The 15,558-nt window shown below is 65.7% G+C and carries 22 protein-coding genes; 13 read left to right on the top strand and 9 right to left on the bottom strand.

The features are described from left to right. Nucleotides 1–2: 2 nt before the first annotated feature. From BMX17_RS01075 to BMX17_RS01055, 6 genes are all read left to right on the top strand, one after another. On the top strand, nt 3–239 hold the full coding sequence (locus tag BMX17_RS01075; RefSeq protein WP_092656750.1) for a hypothetical protein: 237 nt from the start codon (nt 3–5) through the stop codon (nt 237–239). After that, the gene (locus tag BMX17_RS01070; RefSeq protein WP_139203391.1) at nt 232–504 is read left to right on the top strand and encodes a hypothetical protein; all 273 of its coding nucleotides are present in this window, start codon (nt 232–234) and stop codon (nt 502–504) included. Before BMX17_RS01075 ends, BMX17_RS01070 begins: the two co-directional genes overlap by 8 nt. Next, complete coding sequence (locus tag BMX17_RS01065; RefSeq protein ID WP_092656746.1) at nt 501–1,004, top strand: hypothetical protein; 504 nt, start codon at nt 501–503, stop codon at nt 1,002–1,004. The genes BMX17_RS01070 and BMX17_RS01065 overlap by 4 nt, the downstream gene beginning before the upstream one ends. Nucleotides 1,005–1,109: 105 nt before the next feature. After that, the gene (locus BMX17_RS01060; RefSeq protein ID WP_092656744.1) at nt 1,110–1,718 is read left to right on the top strand and encodes a hypothetical protein; all 609 of its coding nucleotides are present in this window, start codon (nt 1,110–1,112) and stop codon (nt 1,716–1,718) included. Between the two features lie 322 nt (nt 1,719–2,040). Beyond that, nucleotides 2,041–2,193, top strand: coding sequence for a hypothetical protein (locus tag BMX17_RS25780; protein WP_170845291.1), 153 nt, complete (start codon nt 2,041–2,043; stop codon nt 2,191–2,193). Between the two features lie 71 nt (nt 2,194–2,264). Beyond that, nucleotides 2,265–3,302: a right-handed parallel beta-helix repeat-containing protein gene (locus BMX17_RS01055; RefSeq protein ID WP_092656742.1), complete on the top strand. Its 1,038-nt coding sequence runs from the start codon at nt 2,265–2,267 to the stop codon at nt 3,300–3,302. Between the two features lie 29 nt (nt 3,303–3,331). Here the strand turns inward: BMX17_RS01055 and BMX17_RS01050 are convergent, their stop codons facing one another. Beyond that, a complete protein-coding gene (locus BMX17_RS01050; protein WP_092656740.1) occupies nt 3,332–3,550 on the bottom strand; it encodes a hypothetical protein in 219 nt (72 codons plus the stop codon). A 259-nt stretch (nt 3,551–3,809) separates the two neighbouring features. Then, entirely contained in the window at nt 3,810–5,546 is a 1,737-nt protein-coding gene (gene ilvD, locus BMX17_RS01045) for a dihydroxy-acid dehydratase (protein ID WP_092656738.1), read from the bottom strand. Nucleotides 5,547–5,681: 135 nt separating this feature from the next. Here ilvD and BMX17_RS01040 point away from each other — a divergent pair, with 135 nt between their 5' ends. The 5 genes from BMX17_RS01040 to BMX17_RS01020 all read left to right on the top strand — a co-directional run bounded on the left by BMX17_RS01040 (nt 5,682) and on the right by BMX17_RS01020 (nt 9,718). Next, entirely contained in the window at nt 5,682–6,023 is a 342-nt protein-coding gene (locus tag BMX17_RS01040) for a DUF6114 domain-containing protein (RefSeq protein ID WP_092656736.1), read from the top strand. Between the two features lie 112 nt (nt 6,024–6,135). After that, the gene (locus tag BMX17_RS01035; protein ID WP_092656734.1) at nt 6,136–7,101 is read left to right on the top strand and encodes a beta-ribofuranosylaminobenzene 5'-phosphate synthase family protein; all 966 of its coding nucleotides are present in this window, start codon (nt 6,136–6,138) and stop codon (nt 7,099–7,101) included. A gap of 63 nt (nt 7,102–7,164) precedes the next feature. Beyond that, complete coding sequence (locus BMX17_RS01030) at nt 7,165–8,001, top strand: RAD55 family ATPase (protein ID WP_092656732.1); 837 nt, start codon at nt 7,165–7,167, stop codon at nt 7,999–8,001. A gap of 132 nt (nt 8,002–8,133) precedes the next feature. Then, complete coding sequence (locus BMX17_RS01025) at nt 8,134–9,078, top strand: coiled-coil domain-containing protein (protein ID WP_092656730.1); 945 nt, start codon at nt 8,134–8,136, stop codon at nt 9,076–9,078. Next, nucleotides 9,071–9,718 carry a DUF8135 domain-containing protein gene (locus tag BMX17_RS01020; RefSeq protein ID WP_092656728.1) on the top strand — a complete coding sequence of 216 codons (648 nt, stop codon included), beginning with the start codon at nt 9,071–9,073 and terminating at the stop codon, nt 9,716–9,718. The genes BMX17_RS01025 and BMX17_RS01020 overlap by 8 nt, the downstream gene beginning before the upstream one ends. Here BMX17_RS01020 and BMX17_RS01015 read toward each other — a convergent pair. Next, entirely contained in the window at nt 9,710–10,297 is a 588-nt protein-coding gene (locus tag BMX17_RS01015) for a response regulator transcription factor (RefSeq protein WP_092656726.1), read from the bottom strand. The genes BMX17_RS01020 and BMX17_RS01015 overlap by 9 nt on opposite strands. Nucleotides 10,298–10,427: 130 nt before the next feature. Between BMX17_RS01015 and BMX17_RS01010 the strand changes: the two genes are divergently transcribed. After that, nucleotides 10,428–11,441, top strand: coding sequence for a sensor histidine kinase (locus BMX17_RS01010; protein WP_092656724.1), 1,014 nt, complete (start codon nt 10,428–10,430; stop codon nt 11,439–11,441). Between the two features lie 53 nt (nt 11,442–11,494). Further along, entirely contained in the window at nt 11,495–11,818 is a 324-nt protein-coding gene (locus tag BMX17_RS01005) for a transcription factor S (protein WP_092656722.1), read from the top strand. Here BMX17_RS01005 and BMX17_RS01000 read toward each other — a convergent pair. The 6 genes from BMX17_RS01000 to BMX17_RS00975 form a co-directional block, all read right to left on the bottom strand. After that, a complete protein-coding gene (locus tag BMX17_RS01000) occupies nt 11,815–12,258 on the bottom strand; it encodes a hypothetical protein (protein ID WP_139203390.1) in 444 nt (147 codons plus the stop codon). The genes BMX17_RS01005 and BMX17_RS01000 overlap by 4 nt on opposite strands. A 187-nt stretch (nt 12,259–12,445) precedes the next feature. Continuing rightward, entirely contained in the window at nt 12,446–12,679 is a 234-nt protein-coding gene (locus tag BMX17_RS00995) for a hypothetical protein (protein ID WP_092656718.1), read from the bottom strand. 106 nt (nt 12,680–12,785) lie between these two features. Next, entirely contained in the window at nt 12,786–13,244 is a 459-nt protein-coding gene (locus BMX17_RS00990) for a pyridoxamine 5'-phosphate oxidase family protein (RefSeq protein ID WP_092656716.1), read from the bottom strand. 86 nt (nt 13,245–13,330) lie between these two features. Continuing rightward, the gene (locus tag BMX17_RS00985; protein WP_092656714.1) at nt 13,331–13,660 is read right to left on the bottom strand and encodes a hypothetical protein; all 330 of its coding nucleotides are present in this window, start codon (nt 13,658–13,660) and stop codon (nt 13,331–13,333) included. 177 nt (nt 13,661–13,837) lie between these two features. Continuing rightward, the gene (locus BMX17_RS00980; protein WP_092656712.1) at nt 13,838–14,701 is read right to left on the bottom strand and encodes a ZIP family metal transporter; all 864 of its coding nucleotides are present in this window, start codon (nt 14,699–14,701) and stop codon (nt 13,838–13,840) included. Between the two features lie 63 nt (nt 14,702–14,764). Then, nucleotides 14,765–15,457, bottom strand: a complete 693-nt coding sequence (locus tag BMX17_RS00975; RefSeq protein WP_092656710.1) for an SDR family NAD(P)-dependent oxidoreductase — start codon at nt 15,455–15,457, stop codon at nt 14,765–14,767. Nucleotides 15,458–15,558 lie beyond the last annotated feature (101 nt).

Raw genomic sequence — 15,558 nt, 5'->3', positions numbered from 1 at the left:
GCATGAGCGAGTGGACCGACCTGCTGTTGCAGGTGTTCCCGCCGGTGCAGGCGCTCCTGTTTATCGTCCTCTCCGGCGGTGGGTACCTGGCGTTCCGATCCATCTCGAAGCAGGTGGAGCGGACCCGCGAAGACCTCGCCGGCCGGATCGACGCCGTCCAGGGCCGCGTTCGCCGGCTCGAAGACAGCCACATTCCTGATCACCCCGACTACCAACGGAGGGCTCAGAGCGATGATTAGGCCGACTCGCCCGTACCGGGCTGTCCGAGCCTTCGCCGGGCTCGTCATGGTGCTGGGGTTCTTCGGCGTGTGGGCTCACGGGATGCTGACCGACTCCCCCGTCGGCACGTTCTACGAGGTCGTGACCATCGCGCTCGTGCTGGCCGGGGCCTACGCGGTTCTCGGAAAGGAGACGGTCGCGGCCGCCGTCGAGGACGCCCAGGAGATCGCGGGCGAGGGGAGCGACGAGCAGGGCGGTGACGACCAGGGCGGAGGTTCGGCGTGATCGAGAGTCTGTGGCCGGCGACGTTCCCCGTCGAGGCCGTGCCGGACGGGGACGTACTCCGGTCGCATCACCTCATCTACCCGCTCCTGGCCGCGTTCGTGTCGTGCCTGCGCGTTCACGACTGGTACCCGCGACGGGACCCGTGGCTCGTCGAGGGCGGAATCGTGCTGGCGCTGTTTGGGTTCCTGGCGGCGTGGCCCCATCGCCCCGGACTCGGTGCGAGTCTGACCGGGATCGGCGTGGCGCTCGTGCTGGCCGGGTCTCTGCGGCCGCTGTGGTGGCAGTACTTCCCGCGGGACCAGCAGGTTGCGGTGTTCCTGCTGGGTGCGGCCGCGGCCGACGACTGGATCAGCCACGCGCTCGGCTGGCCGACGCCGTTGGACCTGGCCTTCAAACGCTGGGGTGTCGAGGGCGCGGCCGTCGCCGTGATCGTGCTGTCGGTCGTCGTGGTGATCGGGCTCCGGGCGCTCCCGCGACGAGACTATCCCGAGCCCGTGTGACTGCGCCATACTCTCAGTATGGCTCAGTATGAGTCGGTGTGACCCGTCCGGTTCTCGGTCCAGAATCAGACAAAATATATTTGCTCTGATTGTTAGTATAGGGATATGCCTTCTCCGGAGGGGGAAAGTGAGTGCAATGAATCAGACTCGCTAAATCAATATCAGGATGCCCTGAATCAAGTCGACACCGATCTTTTAATTGAGGAATATAAAGAACTTGGTGAAGAGGTTAGATATCGAGATGGTTTGATGCACAACTCATACTATCTGATAGCGATTGCCATAGTCTTCTTTGTTGGAAACGTAATCGATTGGACCGACGGGGACATTTATAATATAATAAGTGAATTTACAGAATTTGTACTATTATTTGGGTCTACCTCTGGTGCCTTGATGATGTTTGTTGCAGTAGTATTGAGAACTTACAATGAAAAGCGTGTTAGAGCAGAACGCCGGCGGAGAGACATTGAAAAAGCCCTCAACATGAGGGAAAAAGACGCAGATAAGAATGTCCCATTATATGCTGTTCAGAAAGATGTTCTCAATAATAACCTAGAGTGTAGAAATGAGGATAGCACTTCTTCTCTGATGTTGTCTTGTCTCCAAAAAATAGAGACTATCGGGATGAGTCACTATTCTCTATGGTTATTCACTATTGGTGTTGCCTTGGTGCTATTTGCTATGTCTATATTAGTAATTAATGTAGTCTTGTAGGGTATAAACCCAAATTCAGAGTATAGTTTCTCGTTTTCTCTGACGGATCAATCAGCCTCGGTCGCTGATCTGAATATATGTTTTTCTTTGACAAAATCGCACACTGAGAATGTTGTAGCAGATACTCAAACGCACTGAAGCCTATCCTGCGCCTTCCCGGAACTTCCGGAAAAGACCCCACTAAACCCATTTAGCTACCTGCCGTCGTATCAGTGCGGGGGACGCCCCAGCGGCGTCTCGCGCGGTCCCCGGCCCTGCCGCTGGACACCGAGAGAGCCATGTCTCGAACTCGAATCGGCCCCGACGGGTCACGAACGGCACAGTGCGCCGAGTACCGGACGAGGAGGGTGTGCCAGTGATGTTGCTCGTCTATCTCGCCACCGGAACGGTCGTCCTGCTCGTCGGGATGGTGCTGGTCGCCATCGCGAAGGCGAACAGGGACGTCGAGATCGACCTGACGCTCGTCCGGCTCTGAGGCCGGACAAGCCGGGCTTACTCGCCGACACGCCGTCCGTAACTAACAGTCGGGCGGCCGTCCCGGAAGCCATGACGCGAGGGCACGGACGTTTTTCGACACGACGGCTACTGGCGGCGGCTACGCTCGTGGCGCTGGCGCTCGCCGTCCTCCCCGCCGCTACCGCGGCACAGACGACACCGATCGATAGCTGCCGGACCATCGAGGACGCCGGCCGGTACACGCTCGTCGGGAACCTCTCGGGTAACGGCTCCGAGGACTGCATTCGAATCAGTGCCAGCGACGTGACCCTCGACGGGCAGGGCAACGCAGTCGTCGGGACCGACACCGACGCCACCGGCGTGCTGGTCGAACCCGAGAACGACGACACGCTCCGGAACGTCACCGTCACGAACCTCACGACGACGGCCTGGGCGACCGGGCTCGCGTACCGCGGCGGGGTGGCCACCGGCACGGCCAGCAACGTCACCGCCAGCGACAACCGGGACGGCATCGTGATCGACCCGCGATTCCGGTTCCAGGCCGCTAGCGGGACGATTTCACTGATCGACAACCGTGCGGTCGGCAACGAGCGCTGGGGGGTCACGCTCCGCCCCGGCGCGGACGCCGACCGCGTCACCGGGACCACGCTCCGGAACAACGACATCGGATTCGTGGCAGCGGACCTCCGGAACCTCTCGCTCGCGGACACTCAGGCGACCAACAACACCTGGGGCGTCGTGATCGGTGACGCGACCGCGACGACGCTCCGGAACACGACGGTCCGGGCCAACGCCCGCGATGGACTGCGGGCCGGCAACGGCTTCGACGACGGCCGACTGCTCGACACCACGGCGCGGGACAACGGCGGTGTCGGCCTGCAGCTCGGGCCCGCGACCAACGTGACGCTCCGCAACGCGACCGCGGCCGACAACGGTGCGAGCGGGCTCGTTCTCCAGGACGCTGCCGGCGTGGAAGCGACGGGGATGACCGTCACCGGCAACGGTGAGTGGGGGCTCGACTTCGACGGCGTGGCGGACGCACTGCTGGTGAACGTAACGGCCCGCGAGAACGCTGCCGGATTCTACACCGCGACCGACAGCGGCAACGTGACCATCGAGTCGGTCTGACGGCCCCGATCCTGTGGCCAGGGCCTCCGCTATTCCAAAAACAGCAGGAAGATGCTCGGCGCGACGAGCAAGACGAGTCCGACGGCCATCAGGGCCGCCGGCAGGACGAGCAGGGACATCTCGGCGACGAGCCACATCCCTGCCCCCGCAAGTAGCGCGAGCAGCCCGATGAGTCGGACGATCCAGGCCATCACTCCCTCTAATCCGAAGTCGGCTGCCACTTCCGCTACTTCGAGTATTTCGTCCATGACTATCCGGCGTTGGATTATCCACGCACTTATGTCTGTCTGAGGGACAGTACCACGTCCTGTCAGTTCCGATGGCGTCCGGCGGTCCCGCGGCCGCTAGTTCTCCTTCGCGCCGGGATTCCTGACCGCCCACCTTTTTCCGCCTCGGGTTCGCGGCCCGAACCACTCGGCGCAAAAAGCTGGAGCAAAAAGACGGGACCTCGTTACACTCGGTCTCGGGAACCGCGCTCACTCCGTTCGCGCGGATGCTGGACCACCTTCAGTCCTGCTTCGCGCCGGGATTCGTCACTGCGCCGTTGGCCGCCGAGTCGAACATCTCGCCGTATTTGGCCAGCACGCCGTTCGTGTAGTTCGGTTCGGGCATATCGCGTTCCTCGAGGCGGCGCTCGATCTCCTCGTCGGAGAGGTCCACCGACAGTTCGAGGTCGTCGATGTCGATGGTGATGGTATCGCCGTCCTCCAGCGCCGCGATGGGGCCGCCGACGTACGCTTCGGGCGCGACGTGGCCGATAGAGAAGCCTCGCGTCGCACCGGAGAACCGGCCGTCGGTGAACAGCGCCACGTCCTCGGCGTGGCCCTGGCCGGCGACCGCGGAGGTGACGCCCAGCATCTCCCGCATTCCGGGGCCGCCGCGTGGGCCTTCGTTGCGGATGCCGATCACGTCACCGGACTCGACGTTGCCCTCCTGGACGTACGCCATGGCGTTCTCCTCGTCCTCGAAGATCCGGACGGGACCCTCGTGGTGGAGGTGGTCCTCGCCGGTAATCTTGATGACCGCGCCCCCGGGCGCGAGGTTGCCCGTCAGGATGCGGATGGCACCGCGCTCGTGGATCGGATCGGCCACGGTTTCGAGGAAGTCGGCGTCCAGATCGCTGATCGCGGGCGGGTCGTACGCCTCGATGGCTTCGGCCATCGTCTCGCCCGTCACGGTCAGGGCGTCGCCGTGGAGCAGGTCGGCGTCCAGCAACTCGCGGAGGACGACCGGCACGCCGCCGACCTCGTGGAGGTCGTTCATCACCTTCTCGCCGCCGGGCTGGAGGTCGGCAATCTTGGGCGTGCGAGCGCTGATGCGGTTGAAGTCCTCGATGTCCAGGTCGACGCCGGCCTCGGCGGCCATCGCCAGCAGGTGGAGGACGGCGTTGGTCGAGCCACCGACCGCGACCTGCAGGGCGATGGCGTTCTCGAAGGACTCCCGCGTGAGGAAATCGGAGGGCTTGCGTCGCTCCCGAACCACCTCGACGGCGAGTTCGCCGGCCTCGCGGGCGACCTCGTAGCGAGATTCGTCCTCGGCGGGCGGCGACGCGGAGCCGAGGGGCGCGAACCCGAGCGCCTCGGAGATCGAGGCCATCGTGTTGGCGGTGAACATCCCGCCACAGGACCCCGCGCCGGGACAGGCGTTGCGTTCGAGGTCGTCGAGTTCGTCCTCGCTCATGTCGCCGTCGGCGACCGCACCGACGCCCTCGAAGACGTTCTGGATGGTGACCTCCCGGCCGTCGTGTTCGCCGGGCATGATCGACCCGCCGTACAGGAAGACGGAGGGCAGGTCCGTCCGGATCGAGGCCATCATCATCCCGGGCATATTCTTGTCACAGCCGCCGATGGTGACGAGCCCGTCCATGCGCTCGCCGAAGGCGACGAGCTCGACGGAGTCGGCGATCACTTCCCGGGAGATCAGCGAGGCCTTCATCCCCTCGGTCCCCATCGAGATGGCGTCGGAGATAGTGATCGTGCCGAACTCGATTGGCATCCCCTCGCCGTCGTCGATCCCCTCGTAGGCGGACTCGGCCACGTCGTCCAGATGCACGTTACAGGGCGTGATGTCGGCCGCGGGGTTGGCGACGCCGACCATCGGCGAGGACAGGTCCTCGTCGTCGTAGCCCATCGCGCGGAACATCGCGCGGTGGGGCGCTTTCTCGGTCCCTTCGGTGACCTCGTTGCTCGGGAGGTCGTCGGGTTTCCCCTCCTCGCGCTCGGGATCCTGCGGTTGCTGGCTCATGGCCGTAGGATTGCCACCCTGGCGCTTTAACTTCCCGGATTCCCGGATCGATAGTCCCGCCGCCGTCCGAATCCGCTCGTCCGACTCCGTCTCAGAAGTGACAACACTTATTCCAGTCCGATTGGAGGGTCCGGTATGGGTGACACGCTGACGCGGATTGGTGGGGGACTGCTCTGTCTCGGTGCCGTCGTGATCGGGTGGGTACCGATCCAGTTCGGGACCGAACTGGCGATCATCGGCGGGAGTTTCGTTCTGGTGGGTCTCGTGTTCGCTGCACTTGTCGGTCTCTGCGGGCTGGTCGCCGCGCTCCTCCCGGAGTACGGCCTCTACGCTGGGGTGATGGGCGTGCTGTTTTCCGTCCTCTCGTTGATCGGTGCGCTGGGTGGACTCTTCGTCGGTATGCTCATCGGGGTCGTCGGCGGCGTTCTCGCGATCGTCGGCGGAACGCGGGGGAACGCGGACGTGGCCTCGGCATAGGTGGATCGTTTCGGCGTCCTCGACACGTCTGAGATCGGTGGCTGTGCGTCCGCGGTCGGGCCGCTCGCTCTGACCCGCAACTGCCATGCCGGCCGAGCGAATAGCTCGCTCCATGACTCGCGTCGCCGCCGGTGCACGCCTGCACTTTGGCTTCCAGAACCTCTCGCTGGCCCGGGAACGTCTCTACGGCGGGGTTGGCGTCGCCCTGGACGAGCCGCGGGTGGTGATCGAGGCCGACCCTGCCGAGGGCGTCCACTGCGACGACGCGACCGTGGCCACCCACGCCCGGACGGCGGTCGACCTGCTCGGCGTGCCGGGCGTCGAGTTGACCGTCGTCGAGCACCTGCCCCGCCACGTCGGCCTCGGCAGCGGGACCCAACTCGCGATGGCGACGCTCGCGGCGGTCGCGGCCGCCCACGACTGCGACCCGAAACTCCGTGCCTACGCGCCAGCGCTGGGACGCGGCGGCCGGAGCGGTGTCGGTGTCGCGGCCGCCGAGATGGGGGGATTCGTCGTCGACGGTGGCCACCCCACCGAACTGTTCACGGCCGCGCCGCCCGCCGACGGCGCGTGGACGGTGCCGCCGGTGACCGCCCGCCACGAACTCCCGACCGACTGGCGGTTCGTCGTCGTCGTCCCCGACGCTGACCCGGGCCGGAGCGGGGACGCGGAAGACGAGAGTATGCGCACGGTGGTCGAACGTGCCGATCCGGGTATCGCCGACGAGATCGGCGGTGTCCTCCTCCGGCGGGTCCTCCCGGCGGCCGCCGAGGGCGACCGGACCACCTTCGGGGCCGGTGTCGCCAAACTCGGCCGGCTCAACGGGGCCTGGTACGCCGACGAGCAGGGCGGTGTCTACCGCCCCCCCGCGGGCCGGATCGTCGATGACCTCTCCAGTTGTCCCGCGATCACCGGCACGGGCCAGTCTTCGTGGGGGCCCGCCGTCTACGCCCTGACCGACGCCGAACTGGCCGAGGACGCCCGAACTGCCGCACGGGACGCCCTCGACGCGGTCGGTGTCGACGGCCGAATCGTCGTGACCGCCCCGGCCAACGACGGACTGTGGATCGACCCCTGACCGCGCGTTTCGACGGTCGAACCCGTCGCAAGTAGTAAACGGGCCCGCCCGTTTGGTGGGGCCATGGACCGCATCCCCTTCGGTATCCGGCAGCTGGATACGATCATCGACGGGGGGGCTCCGCCGGGCAACGTCGTCTTGCTGTCCGGGGAAGCGGGGGCCGGCTCGCGGGAGTTCATGTACACGAGTGCGATCATCAACGGACTCGCAAACACCGACCGGGAACTCCACGACCTCTACTACGGCGACGTCGCGGCCGGCGCGAGCGTCACCGACGAGATCCACTACGTCTCCTTTACCGCCGACAGCGATCAGCTCTACCGCGAGATGGACCGGACGATGGACACCGAGATCGTGGAATCTGGCTTCGACGCCGTCGAGTTCATCGACATGGCCGAGTCGTACTTCCACACCAGCAGCGTCCCCCGGGACTGGTACGCCGAGGAGACCGGCCACATCCGGGACATGGCCGGCCGCCACGACCGTGAGGATCTCTTCGCCGCACTCGGGCACTACCTCAACGAACACGCCCCGGGCAACCTGATCGTCCTCGACTCGCTGTCGGACCTCATCAGCGCCATCGGTGACGACCGTGACTGGTCCGACATCGTCTACCTCGTCAAGGGCCTCCAGAAGGCCGCCCACTCCTGGAACGGGCTGATCCTCGTTCACGTCAACCACGAGACGGTCACGCCCGAACAGCACGGCCAGCTCGTCGACGCTGCCAACGGGACGATGACCTTCGAGTGGGAACAGGGTGGCTCCGAACGCGCCCGGACACTCGTGTTCAAGAAGTTCCGCGGCGTCCTCTCCCGCATCGAAGACGAGAACATCATTCGCTTCGAGACCGAGATCGGCGACGCCGGCTTCGACATCAGCGACGTTCGGAAGATTCGTTGACATCTTCTCGATCCCTCTCCCGCTCGCACTCGATTTTCGACGTGAGCGCACCGCTTTCCCGACCGTCCGTTGTTTTACGAGCTGATAAACTGTGGCAAACCCTTAACTGCGGAAGGGGCCAACTGCGAGTAGATGGCCAGTGAGCCGACGGACGAGCCGGTGACGGTGTCGCTCCCGCCGGAGGTGGCGGCGTGGGTCGACGAGCAGGCCGCCGACCGCGGCACCGACCGCGATACCGTCCTCGCCCAGTTGCTCGCCGCCCACCGCGCCGCCGACGACCTCGACGCCGAGGATCCCGAGGCGCTGACCGAGGTCGTCGACGTGGCAGCCGCCGTCGACGACGTGCTCGCCGACAGGCTTCCCGACATCGTCGACGCCGTCACGGACCAGTTGGAGGTCGAGACCCAGGTGCAAGAGGCCGTCGAGCGACACCTGCAGGACGCTCTCGAAGACCAGCTGGCGGAAGTCTCCAAGTCCGCCGCCGACCGGGCCACCGAGCAGGTCGGGGACCGACTCGACGACCGGCTCGAGGCGGTCGAAGACGACTACATGGACAAGATCCAGGACGTTCGCCAGCGCGTCATCCAGGTCAAACAGGAGGCCGACAGCAAGGCACCGGCCGATCACGGCCACCCCGACCTGGCCGACCGCATCGACGGACTCGCCACCGATATCGAGACGGTCGAGGACGAAATCGAAACGCTCCGGGCCCAACTCGACCAGCGGACCGGCGACACGTCGGCCCGGGTCGACGACCTCGACGAAACGGTCGGCGATCTCGAAGAGAAGGTCCGGACGGTGGCCCACGTCGTCCGCGACCTGCGGGACGACGCCCGGACGGGCTCGAAACGGGCCACGTCCGTCGAGGGGATCAAACGCGCCGCGGCCGAACTCGACGTGGACCGCGCGAAGTGTGGCGTCTGTGGCGAGGGCGTCCAGATCGGACTCATGACCGAGCCCGAGTGTCCCCACTGCGAGGCCGTCGTCACTGACGTCGAACCCAAGGACGGCTTTTTCGGCAGTCCGAAACTCGTCAAGGCCCAGAGCATCGAGGCCCCGGAGGACGACGATGGCTGAGGACGAAGACGACCCCTTCGACGCCTTCGACGCGCCCGAGGACGAGGACGACCCGTTCGAGGACCTGAGCCCTGCCGACGCCGACGACGGGGAGACCAGCGGTGACCACCCGCCCGAAGACGCTCTGGACGATACGCCTGCCGACGAATCGCCACCGGGCCGGCTCCGTGACGACCCATTCGATACCACGGCCTCGGCCGACGACAGCGCCGACGCTGGCGGTGCCGACGAAGTCGCGTCGCCGACGCCCGACGACGCGGGTGGCGACGCCCCACAGGAACCCACGGACGACCCCTTCGCGTCGTTCTCGACGGCCCGCCGGGACGAGGGAGACGACCCGTTCGACGCGTTCGAGTCGGCCGGCGTCGACGAGATCGACCCCGACGCCGTCTGGGACGACCTGGAGAGCGGCGGTCCCGAGGCCGAGGAACGGACGTACTCGGAGGTGTCGAAACACCGCTTCTGTGAAGGGTGTGAACACTTCAGTCCGCCGCCCGATATCGAGTGTACCTACGAGGGCGCGGCTATCGTCGAGTTTCTGGACACGGAGACGGTTCGGCTCTTGAACTGTCCCATCGTCGCCGAACAACGCGCGCTCGAGGGGAGCGGCGTGGAGATCGGTGAGACCGACTCAGAGTGAGGTGCGAGAGCCACGGTCGACCGACCGGTGGGTCTCGACGATCTCCTCGAAGTCGTCCATCGACTCCCGGAGTTCTTCGCTCAGTTTCACCGCGCGGCGCTTGAGTCGCTGGAACTCCTCGTCGTCTTCGAGTTCGCTCGGCTGGAGTTCCGACTCCAGCACGGAGAGTTTCGACAGCAGACTGAAAAACTCGTCCAGTTTCGGGTCGGTGCCGGTCCGGTCGACGTGCTGGTCGAGCGTCGCCCGGAGCGTCTCCTTGTCGACCGGTTTACAGAGGTAGTCGTCGAAGTCCATCTCCAGGATGTTGAGGTCGGGATCGACCGCGGTCACCATGATGATCGGGAACTCGTAGCCCTGGGCCCGTAGCTTCTCGAGGACTTCGTCCCCGTGGATGTCCGGCATTCGCCGGTCCAACAGCATGGCGTCGGTGGTCGCGTCGGCCTTCTCGAGGGCCGCCTCGCCGCCGAACGCCAGTTCGGTATCGTAGTCGGCGCGGAGCTTCAGGGCGTAGGCCTCCGCGACGTCTTCTTCGTCGTCGACGACGAGAACGTTCGGCGCGGTACTGGACTCGTGGGACACAGTCGCAGTAAATCGTATCGGAGGCGCGCTGAAATACCTTTGCGCGGTTTCGGGCACCGAGTCGTCGGCTCATCGCTCGTAACGGCCGACAGCTACTCCAAGGGGCTGTCCGAATTTCGGAGCGACATACATGGTCGAGGGGGACGGAGCCGACGACCTGCTCAGCGCCCACCCCGACCCCGTGGTCAAGTACGGGAGAGGGGCCGAGGGCATCGTCGTCGAGGCGATCAACCCCGCGTTCCGGGAGACCTTCGCCGTCGACGGGGCCGACGTGTCCCTCCGGGCCACGCTGGCCGACGACGACGCCCTGGCGGCCGTCGCGGGCGCGATCCAGTCCGGCGACTCCCTCGACCGCGAGACCGTCTGTGACACGACCGAGGGCGACCAGCGCTTCCGACTGCGCAACGTCCCGACCGACGACGGCGGCTACCTGCTCTACACCGCCCTCGGCGACGGCCACGAACGCCACACGGAACTGCAGGCGGAAGTCGACCGACTCACCGAGCGCAACGACCGGCTGGAGACCTTCGCCAGCGTCGTCTCCCACGACCTCCGGAACCCCCTCGAAGTCGCCGAGACCTATCTCGAGACGGCCCGCGAGACCGGTGAGGACGAACAGTTCGACCGCGTCGCCCAGGCGCTCGACCGGATGCGAACCCTCATCGAGGACGTGCTCGAACTCGCCCGCGAGGGCCGGGTGATCGACGACCGGGAGCGAACGACGCTCGAATCGGTCGCTACTGCCGCCTGGGAAACCGTCGACGGCGGTGAGGCCACGCTGACCGTCGAGAACGGCGAGGCGACCCTCCGGACCGACCCCGACCGCCTCCGGCAGGCGCTGGCGAACCTCTTCAGAAACTCGCTCGAACACGGCGGGACCGACGCTACCATCCGGGTGGGTACCCTGGGCAACGCCGACGGCACCGGCTTCTTCGTCGAAGACGACGGCCCCGGCATTCCCGACGAGGAGCGCGAGGACGTGTTCGAGCCCGGCGTCACGACCGATCAGGACGGGACCGGCCTCGGCCTCGCCATCGTCCAGCGAGTCGTCGAGGCCCACGGCTGGACGGTCGCGGTGAGCGAGGGCGACACTGGCGGGGCACGGTTCGAGGTCCGGGATGTCGAGTCGCTCCAGCCGCTCTGAACCAGTCGAAAGAGCCAAGTGTGGTTGGCGGCCGAGTTTCGGCAACCCCGAATATGCAATTCTGTGACGAGTGTGGTTCGATGATGCACGCCGACGGCGACGTGATGGTCTGCTCTTCGTGTGGCGCGGAACAGGCGAAAGACGAGGACGCCGCCGAGAAGTTCGTCTCCACGGAGGAACAGAGCGGCGACGAACTGATCGAGACCGAGGAGGGCGACAGTTTCGAGGGGAAACCGACCGCCGACGACGTGACCTGTGAGGAGTGTGGCCACGGCAAAGCCTGGTATACGATCAAACAGACCGGCTCGGCCGACGAACCGCCGACGCGCTTTTTCAAATGCCAGGACTGTGGGAACCGCTGGCGCGAGTACAACTAACCCGCTTCCCAGCAGGGTTGGACGCTCTCTTCCGGCGAAAGAAACAGGCGCACATCCTCGATGGCGGCATCTTCCCAGAACACTCTGTTGAAATCGGAGACCTCGTAGCTCTCGCTGTCACCGCCCTCGAGACTGCCGGAAAACGAGGTGCGATACAGTTCGTCGTAGATCGTGTTCTTTCTGCCATCCGTCAGGTACTCGAAATCGATACCGACCGACTCGATTTCGCGTGCCTCGACACCGGTATTCACGATACTGACGGTCACCGTCTGTGCAGACTCGTCACGGACCAACCCCCGTATCTCGAACCTGTGTTCCCCAGTCGAGCAGTGTGGCAGCCCACGTTGCCACCGTTCCTCGGGTTCCGGCGGTCCAGAACTGCTGCTATCTGGCGTCGATGTGCCGGACGTACTGCCATCTGGGGTCGAGTCATCGCTCACACATCCAGCGATCCCCAGGGAACCGATAGTAGACAGACCCGCGACAACGTCTCGTCTCGTGAGCCCGTTCGCTCGTCTCATGGCCTACAGTTACGTGCTGTTTATATACGTATTTTCAACGTGGGCTCGCGTGTCAGGACTGCGGAAGCCACGAGTCCGACCAGCCCCCGATTCCACGGCGACTGGTTCAGGATTCGTCGCCGAGGGCGGTCAGCGGTGACGCACCGCCGACGATCGCAGCGCCCGCGAGGACTGCGGCCGCCAGGGCGACGAAGTCGCCGCTCGGCGAGTACCCGGCCAGGCCGGCCCCCGCCTGCACGATGAACACCGTGACGAAGTAACTGAGGATCGCGAAGACGAGCAAGACGAGTGACGCGACGATACTACCGACGAGCGCACCGAACGAATCGAGAAGTCCCATTCCAATCACCCGACTCCCGGACGGCGGATAAGTGTGGTGTCCGACCGGCGACGCCGGACCGACGATTCCGGAGGGACTGCGTGGCGTCGCCGCGGTCGGCTACACCTCAGCTCTCTGTGACTTCGAGCCCGCGCACCTCGTCGGGTTCGAGGCGGAATCCGTACATTTCCTCGATGTCGCCCGCGCGCTGGAAGTCACTGGAGAACCAGGCGTTGTCTTCGAGCGTCTCGACCAGGCGGTCCCAGTCCTTGCTGTCGGTCGGGACCCGGCGCACCGGGCCGGTCACCGCGATGGACTGCCAGTCGAACCGGCTCCCGATGTCGGTCACGAGCAGGCGCGCCGTCCCACCTTCCTCGACGAAGTCGAACTTCCGGCCATCCGGGCTGTCTTCGAGGAACACGAAGTACACGTCCGACCCGTCGTAGCCGAACGAGATCGGCAGGCTGTACGGCTCGTCGTCGCTGGCCAGCGAGAGGATGCCGTAGCCGCTCGCTTCGAGCAGGTCGTCGATGTCGCGCTGGTCCATCGGCGTCCCCATCCACTGACCGGTCGTGTCCATGGTCATACTCGAACCTTGGTACGGCACGGCCTTGTAAGTACACCCCACAGAGCGTTGGACGGCCCGACGCGCGCAACCGTCGAGCCACTCGCTCAGCTGACGCCCGTCCAGCTACAGGACAGACAGCCGAACACACCCTGCCCGTTGACCGTCTCGCCGCCACAGGTCGGGCAGGCGAACTGCCCACCGTCGGTGACGACCACCTGCTCCTCCGGGGTTCCGCTGGTTTCGGGTTCGGCCGTCGCCTCGGTCCCGGCCTCCGTGTCCGTCTCCGCCGTGGTTTCGGTCCGGAGCGTACTGGCCAGTTTCGGGTGGCAGTCCGCACAGACCCAGCGCTGTTCCCTGTGGGTGACGGTCTCGGTGATCGCGCGGTGTCTCCATACGTGAAGTACCTCGTCTTCACAGGCGTCGCATTCTACCATGCTTACTACAACGACTGTCCTGGTATAGTAAAAATCTTCTCCTGAATGTACACCAATAGACCTCAGAATAGATATATTGTCCTTATATTCTCCGAGGCAGGACTACGGACGTGCTATTGTGACGTGGACAATTCGAAGTTCAGTAAAACCGCTCGGACAGATGACATCAAACGAGCGTCAGGGACCGACCGCGAACCAGGCGAGAAACACGGCGAGACCGCCGAGTGCGGTGCTGGCGACGGCGTGGACCCGGAGTCGGTCGAGCAGTTCGTGGGCGTGGCCGGAGACCTGTGCCACTTCGCCGACCTCGCCGCCGACTTCACAGCGCGGGAGAAAGTCCATGGCGACGTGGAGGAACACACCGGCGGCGAAGCCGAAGACGGCCGCGTTGACGGCCGGGATCGCCGGCAGGTCGAGGAGCGCGGCCGGGATGGCCGTGATGCCGACGCCCGCCGCGGGGAGCAGGATGACCGAGGCCGACCGGTTGCCGGCGGCCAGCCGGCGCGCCGCGGCGTAGCCGGCCGGGCCCTTGTGCGAGACGATGGCCAGCCCGAGCAGGAGGCCCAGTTCCGGCATCGCCCCGTACACGAGACCGATGATCGCGCCCGCCGAGAGCGCGTGCGCCGACAGCTGGACCGCCGTGTTGTCGAACGTCGCGTTGACGTGTGAGAGCCGGTGGCCCAGTACGTGCGAGCCGAACCCGACGAGGATGCCGGCGGCGATGCCGAACCCGCCGACCCGCGGATCGAATCCCATCGCCTGTGGCACCAGAAACACGGCCGCGCTCGTGATCATCGCGCCGCTGGCCAGTCCGTAACCCCAGACCAGTCGGCGTGCGCCGCCGACCTCGGCCGCCCGGACGCCGAGCGGGATCGACCCCGCCATCGCCGCGAACGCCACCCACGAGATCACCAGCACCTTCCACAGCTCCGAGACCACTGCGAGCCCCGAAAACGCCAACAAGAGTCCCACGCCGACCAGGCCGACCAGCGACGGACGCTCGCCGATGTTAATAATACCTGCCCCCATGTTATTAGACATCTGGCTATAGAACTAGCGATGATAATAATAAAAGCTCCGATCCGCGGGCCGAGTCTTCGGTTCTCAGCGGGTAGCGCGTTTCCAGGCCTTCAGATCGAGGACCTCGCCGTCCAGGTCCTCGGTGGGGGCGTCGGTCGCCGCCCAGCGAAAGAGGGGTGCGATCTCGTCGGGCTCCCGACCGGTCCCCCCAGTGAGGTCGGTCGCCACCACGCCAGGATCGACGACGCCGACGGGGTGATCGAGGTCCACGGCGAACCCGCGGGCGACGGCCTCGGCGGTCGCCTTCGAGACGGCGTAGGAGCCATAGCCCGGCTTCGCCTCGCGGGCGACGCTCCCGGAGGTGACGAGGACGCGCGCGTCGGCGGCGAGGTGTGGGAGCGACTCACGGATCGTGGTGAAGGTGCCGCGCCCGTTCGTCCGCAGGTGATCGTCGAAGGCCGCGTACGACTCCGACGCGAGCGGCGTCTCGCCCGGCTGTCCGTGGTAGACGCCGGCGTTCGCGACGACGGTGTCGATCCCGCCGCCCTCGCGGGCCGCCGTCTCCATCAGTCGCTCCACGTCGAACTCGTCGCGCACGTCCGCGCGTCGTGTCGTCACGCTCCCTTCGGCCGATTCGACCGTCGCCGCCAGGTCGTCGAGTGCGTCGGCCTCGCGTGCACAGGCGACGACGTGTGCGCCTGCCGTTGCAAACTCGCGGACGACTGCGGCACCGATACCCCTGCTCGCGCCGGTGACGACGGCTGTGTGCCCGTCCATCCTCTCGTCTTTGGGGCGTGACCCACATCCCGGTTTCGCGTGACCGGCTCCCGAACCACACTGGTCAGCCATCCCATTTATCCCGGTTCCGGACCGTATTC

It is taken from the genome of Halorientalis persicus, assembly GCF_900110215.1.
In the GTDB taxonomy this organism is placed as follows: Archaea; Halobacteriota; Halobacteria; order Halobacteriales; family Haloarculaceae; genus Halorientalis; species Halorientalis persica.
Note: the sequence above shows the minus strand (reverse complement) of the source record. Positions and strands in the feature narration are given on the sequence as shown.

Excerpts from the sequence above, each read along its gene's own strand:
- BMX17_RS01075 (WP_092656750.1), top strand. The coding sequence starts at position 3 with ATGAGCGAGTGGACCGACCTGCTGTTGCAGGTGTTCCCGCCGGTGCAG.
- BMX17_RS01070 (WP_139203391.1), top strand. The coding sequence starts at position 232 with ATGATTAGGCCGACTCGCCCGTACCGGGCTGTCCGAGCCTTCGCCGGG.
- BMX17_RS01060 (WP_092656744.1), top strand. The coding sequence starts at position 1,110 with ATGCCTTCTCCGGAGGGGGAAAGTGAGTGCAATGAATCAGACTCGCTA.
- BMX17_RS01055 (WP_092656742.1), top strand. The coding sequence starts at position 2,265 with ATGACGCGAGGGCACGGACGTTTTTCGACACGACGGCTACTGGCGGCG.
- BMX17_RS01050 (WP_092656740.1), bottom strand. The coding sequence starts at position 3,550 with ATGGACGAAATACTCGAAGTAGCGGAAGTGGCAGCCGACTTCGGATTA.
- ilvD (WP_092656738.1), bottom strand. The coding sequence starts at position 5,546 with ATGAGCCAGCAACCGCAGGATCCCGAGCGCGAGGAGGGGAAACCCGAC.
- BMX17_RS01040 (WP_092656736.1), top strand. The coding sequence starts at position 5,682 with ATGGGTGACACGCTGACGCGGATTGGTGGGGGACTGCTCTGTCTCGGT.
- BMX17_RS01035 (WP_092656734.1), top strand. The coding sequence starts at position 6,136 with ATGACTCGCGTCGCCGCCGGTGCACGCCTGCACTTTGGCTTCCAGAAC.
- BMX17_RS01030 (WP_092656732.1), top strand. The coding sequence starts at position 7,165 with ATGGACCGCATCCCCTTCGGTATCCGGCAGCTGGATACGATCATCGAC.
- BMX17_RS01025 (WP_092656730.1), top strand. The coding sequence starts at position 8,134 with ATGGCCAGTGAGCCGACGGACGAGCCGGTGACGGTGTCGCTCCCGCCG.
- BMX17_RS01020 (WP_092656728.1), top strand. The coding sequence starts at position 9,071 with ATGGCTGAGGACGAAGACGACCCCTTCGACGCCTTCGACGCGCCCGAG.
- BMX17_RS01010 (WP_092656724.1), top strand. The coding sequence starts at position 10,428 with ATGGTCGAGGGGGACGGAGCCGACGACCTGCTCAGCGCCCACCCCGAC.
- BMX17_RS01005 (WP_092656722.1), top strand. The coding sequence starts at position 11,495 with ATGCAATTCTGTGACGAGTGTGGTTCGATGATGCACGCCGACGGCGAC.
- BMX17_RS00995 (WP_092656718.1), bottom strand. The coding sequence starts at position 12,679 with ATGGGACTTCTCGATTCGTTCGGTGCGCTCGTCGGTAGTATCGTCGCG.
- BMX17_RS00990 (WP_092656716.1), bottom strand. The coding sequence starts at position 13,244 with ATGACCATGGACACGACCGGTCAGTGGATGGGGACGCCGATGGACCAG.
- BMX17_RS00985 (WP_092656714.1), bottom strand. The coding sequence starts at position 13,660 with ATGGTAGAATGCGACGCCTGTGAAGACGAGGTACTTCACGTATGGAGA.
- BMX17_RS00980 (WP_092656712.1), bottom strand. The coding sequence starts at position 14,701 with ATGTCTAATAACATGGGGGCAGGTATTATTAACATCGGCGAGCGTCCG.
- BMX17_RS00975 (WP_092656710.1), bottom strand. The coding sequence starts at position 15,457 with ATGGACGGGCACACAGCCGTCGTCACCGGCGCGAGCAGGGGTATCGGT.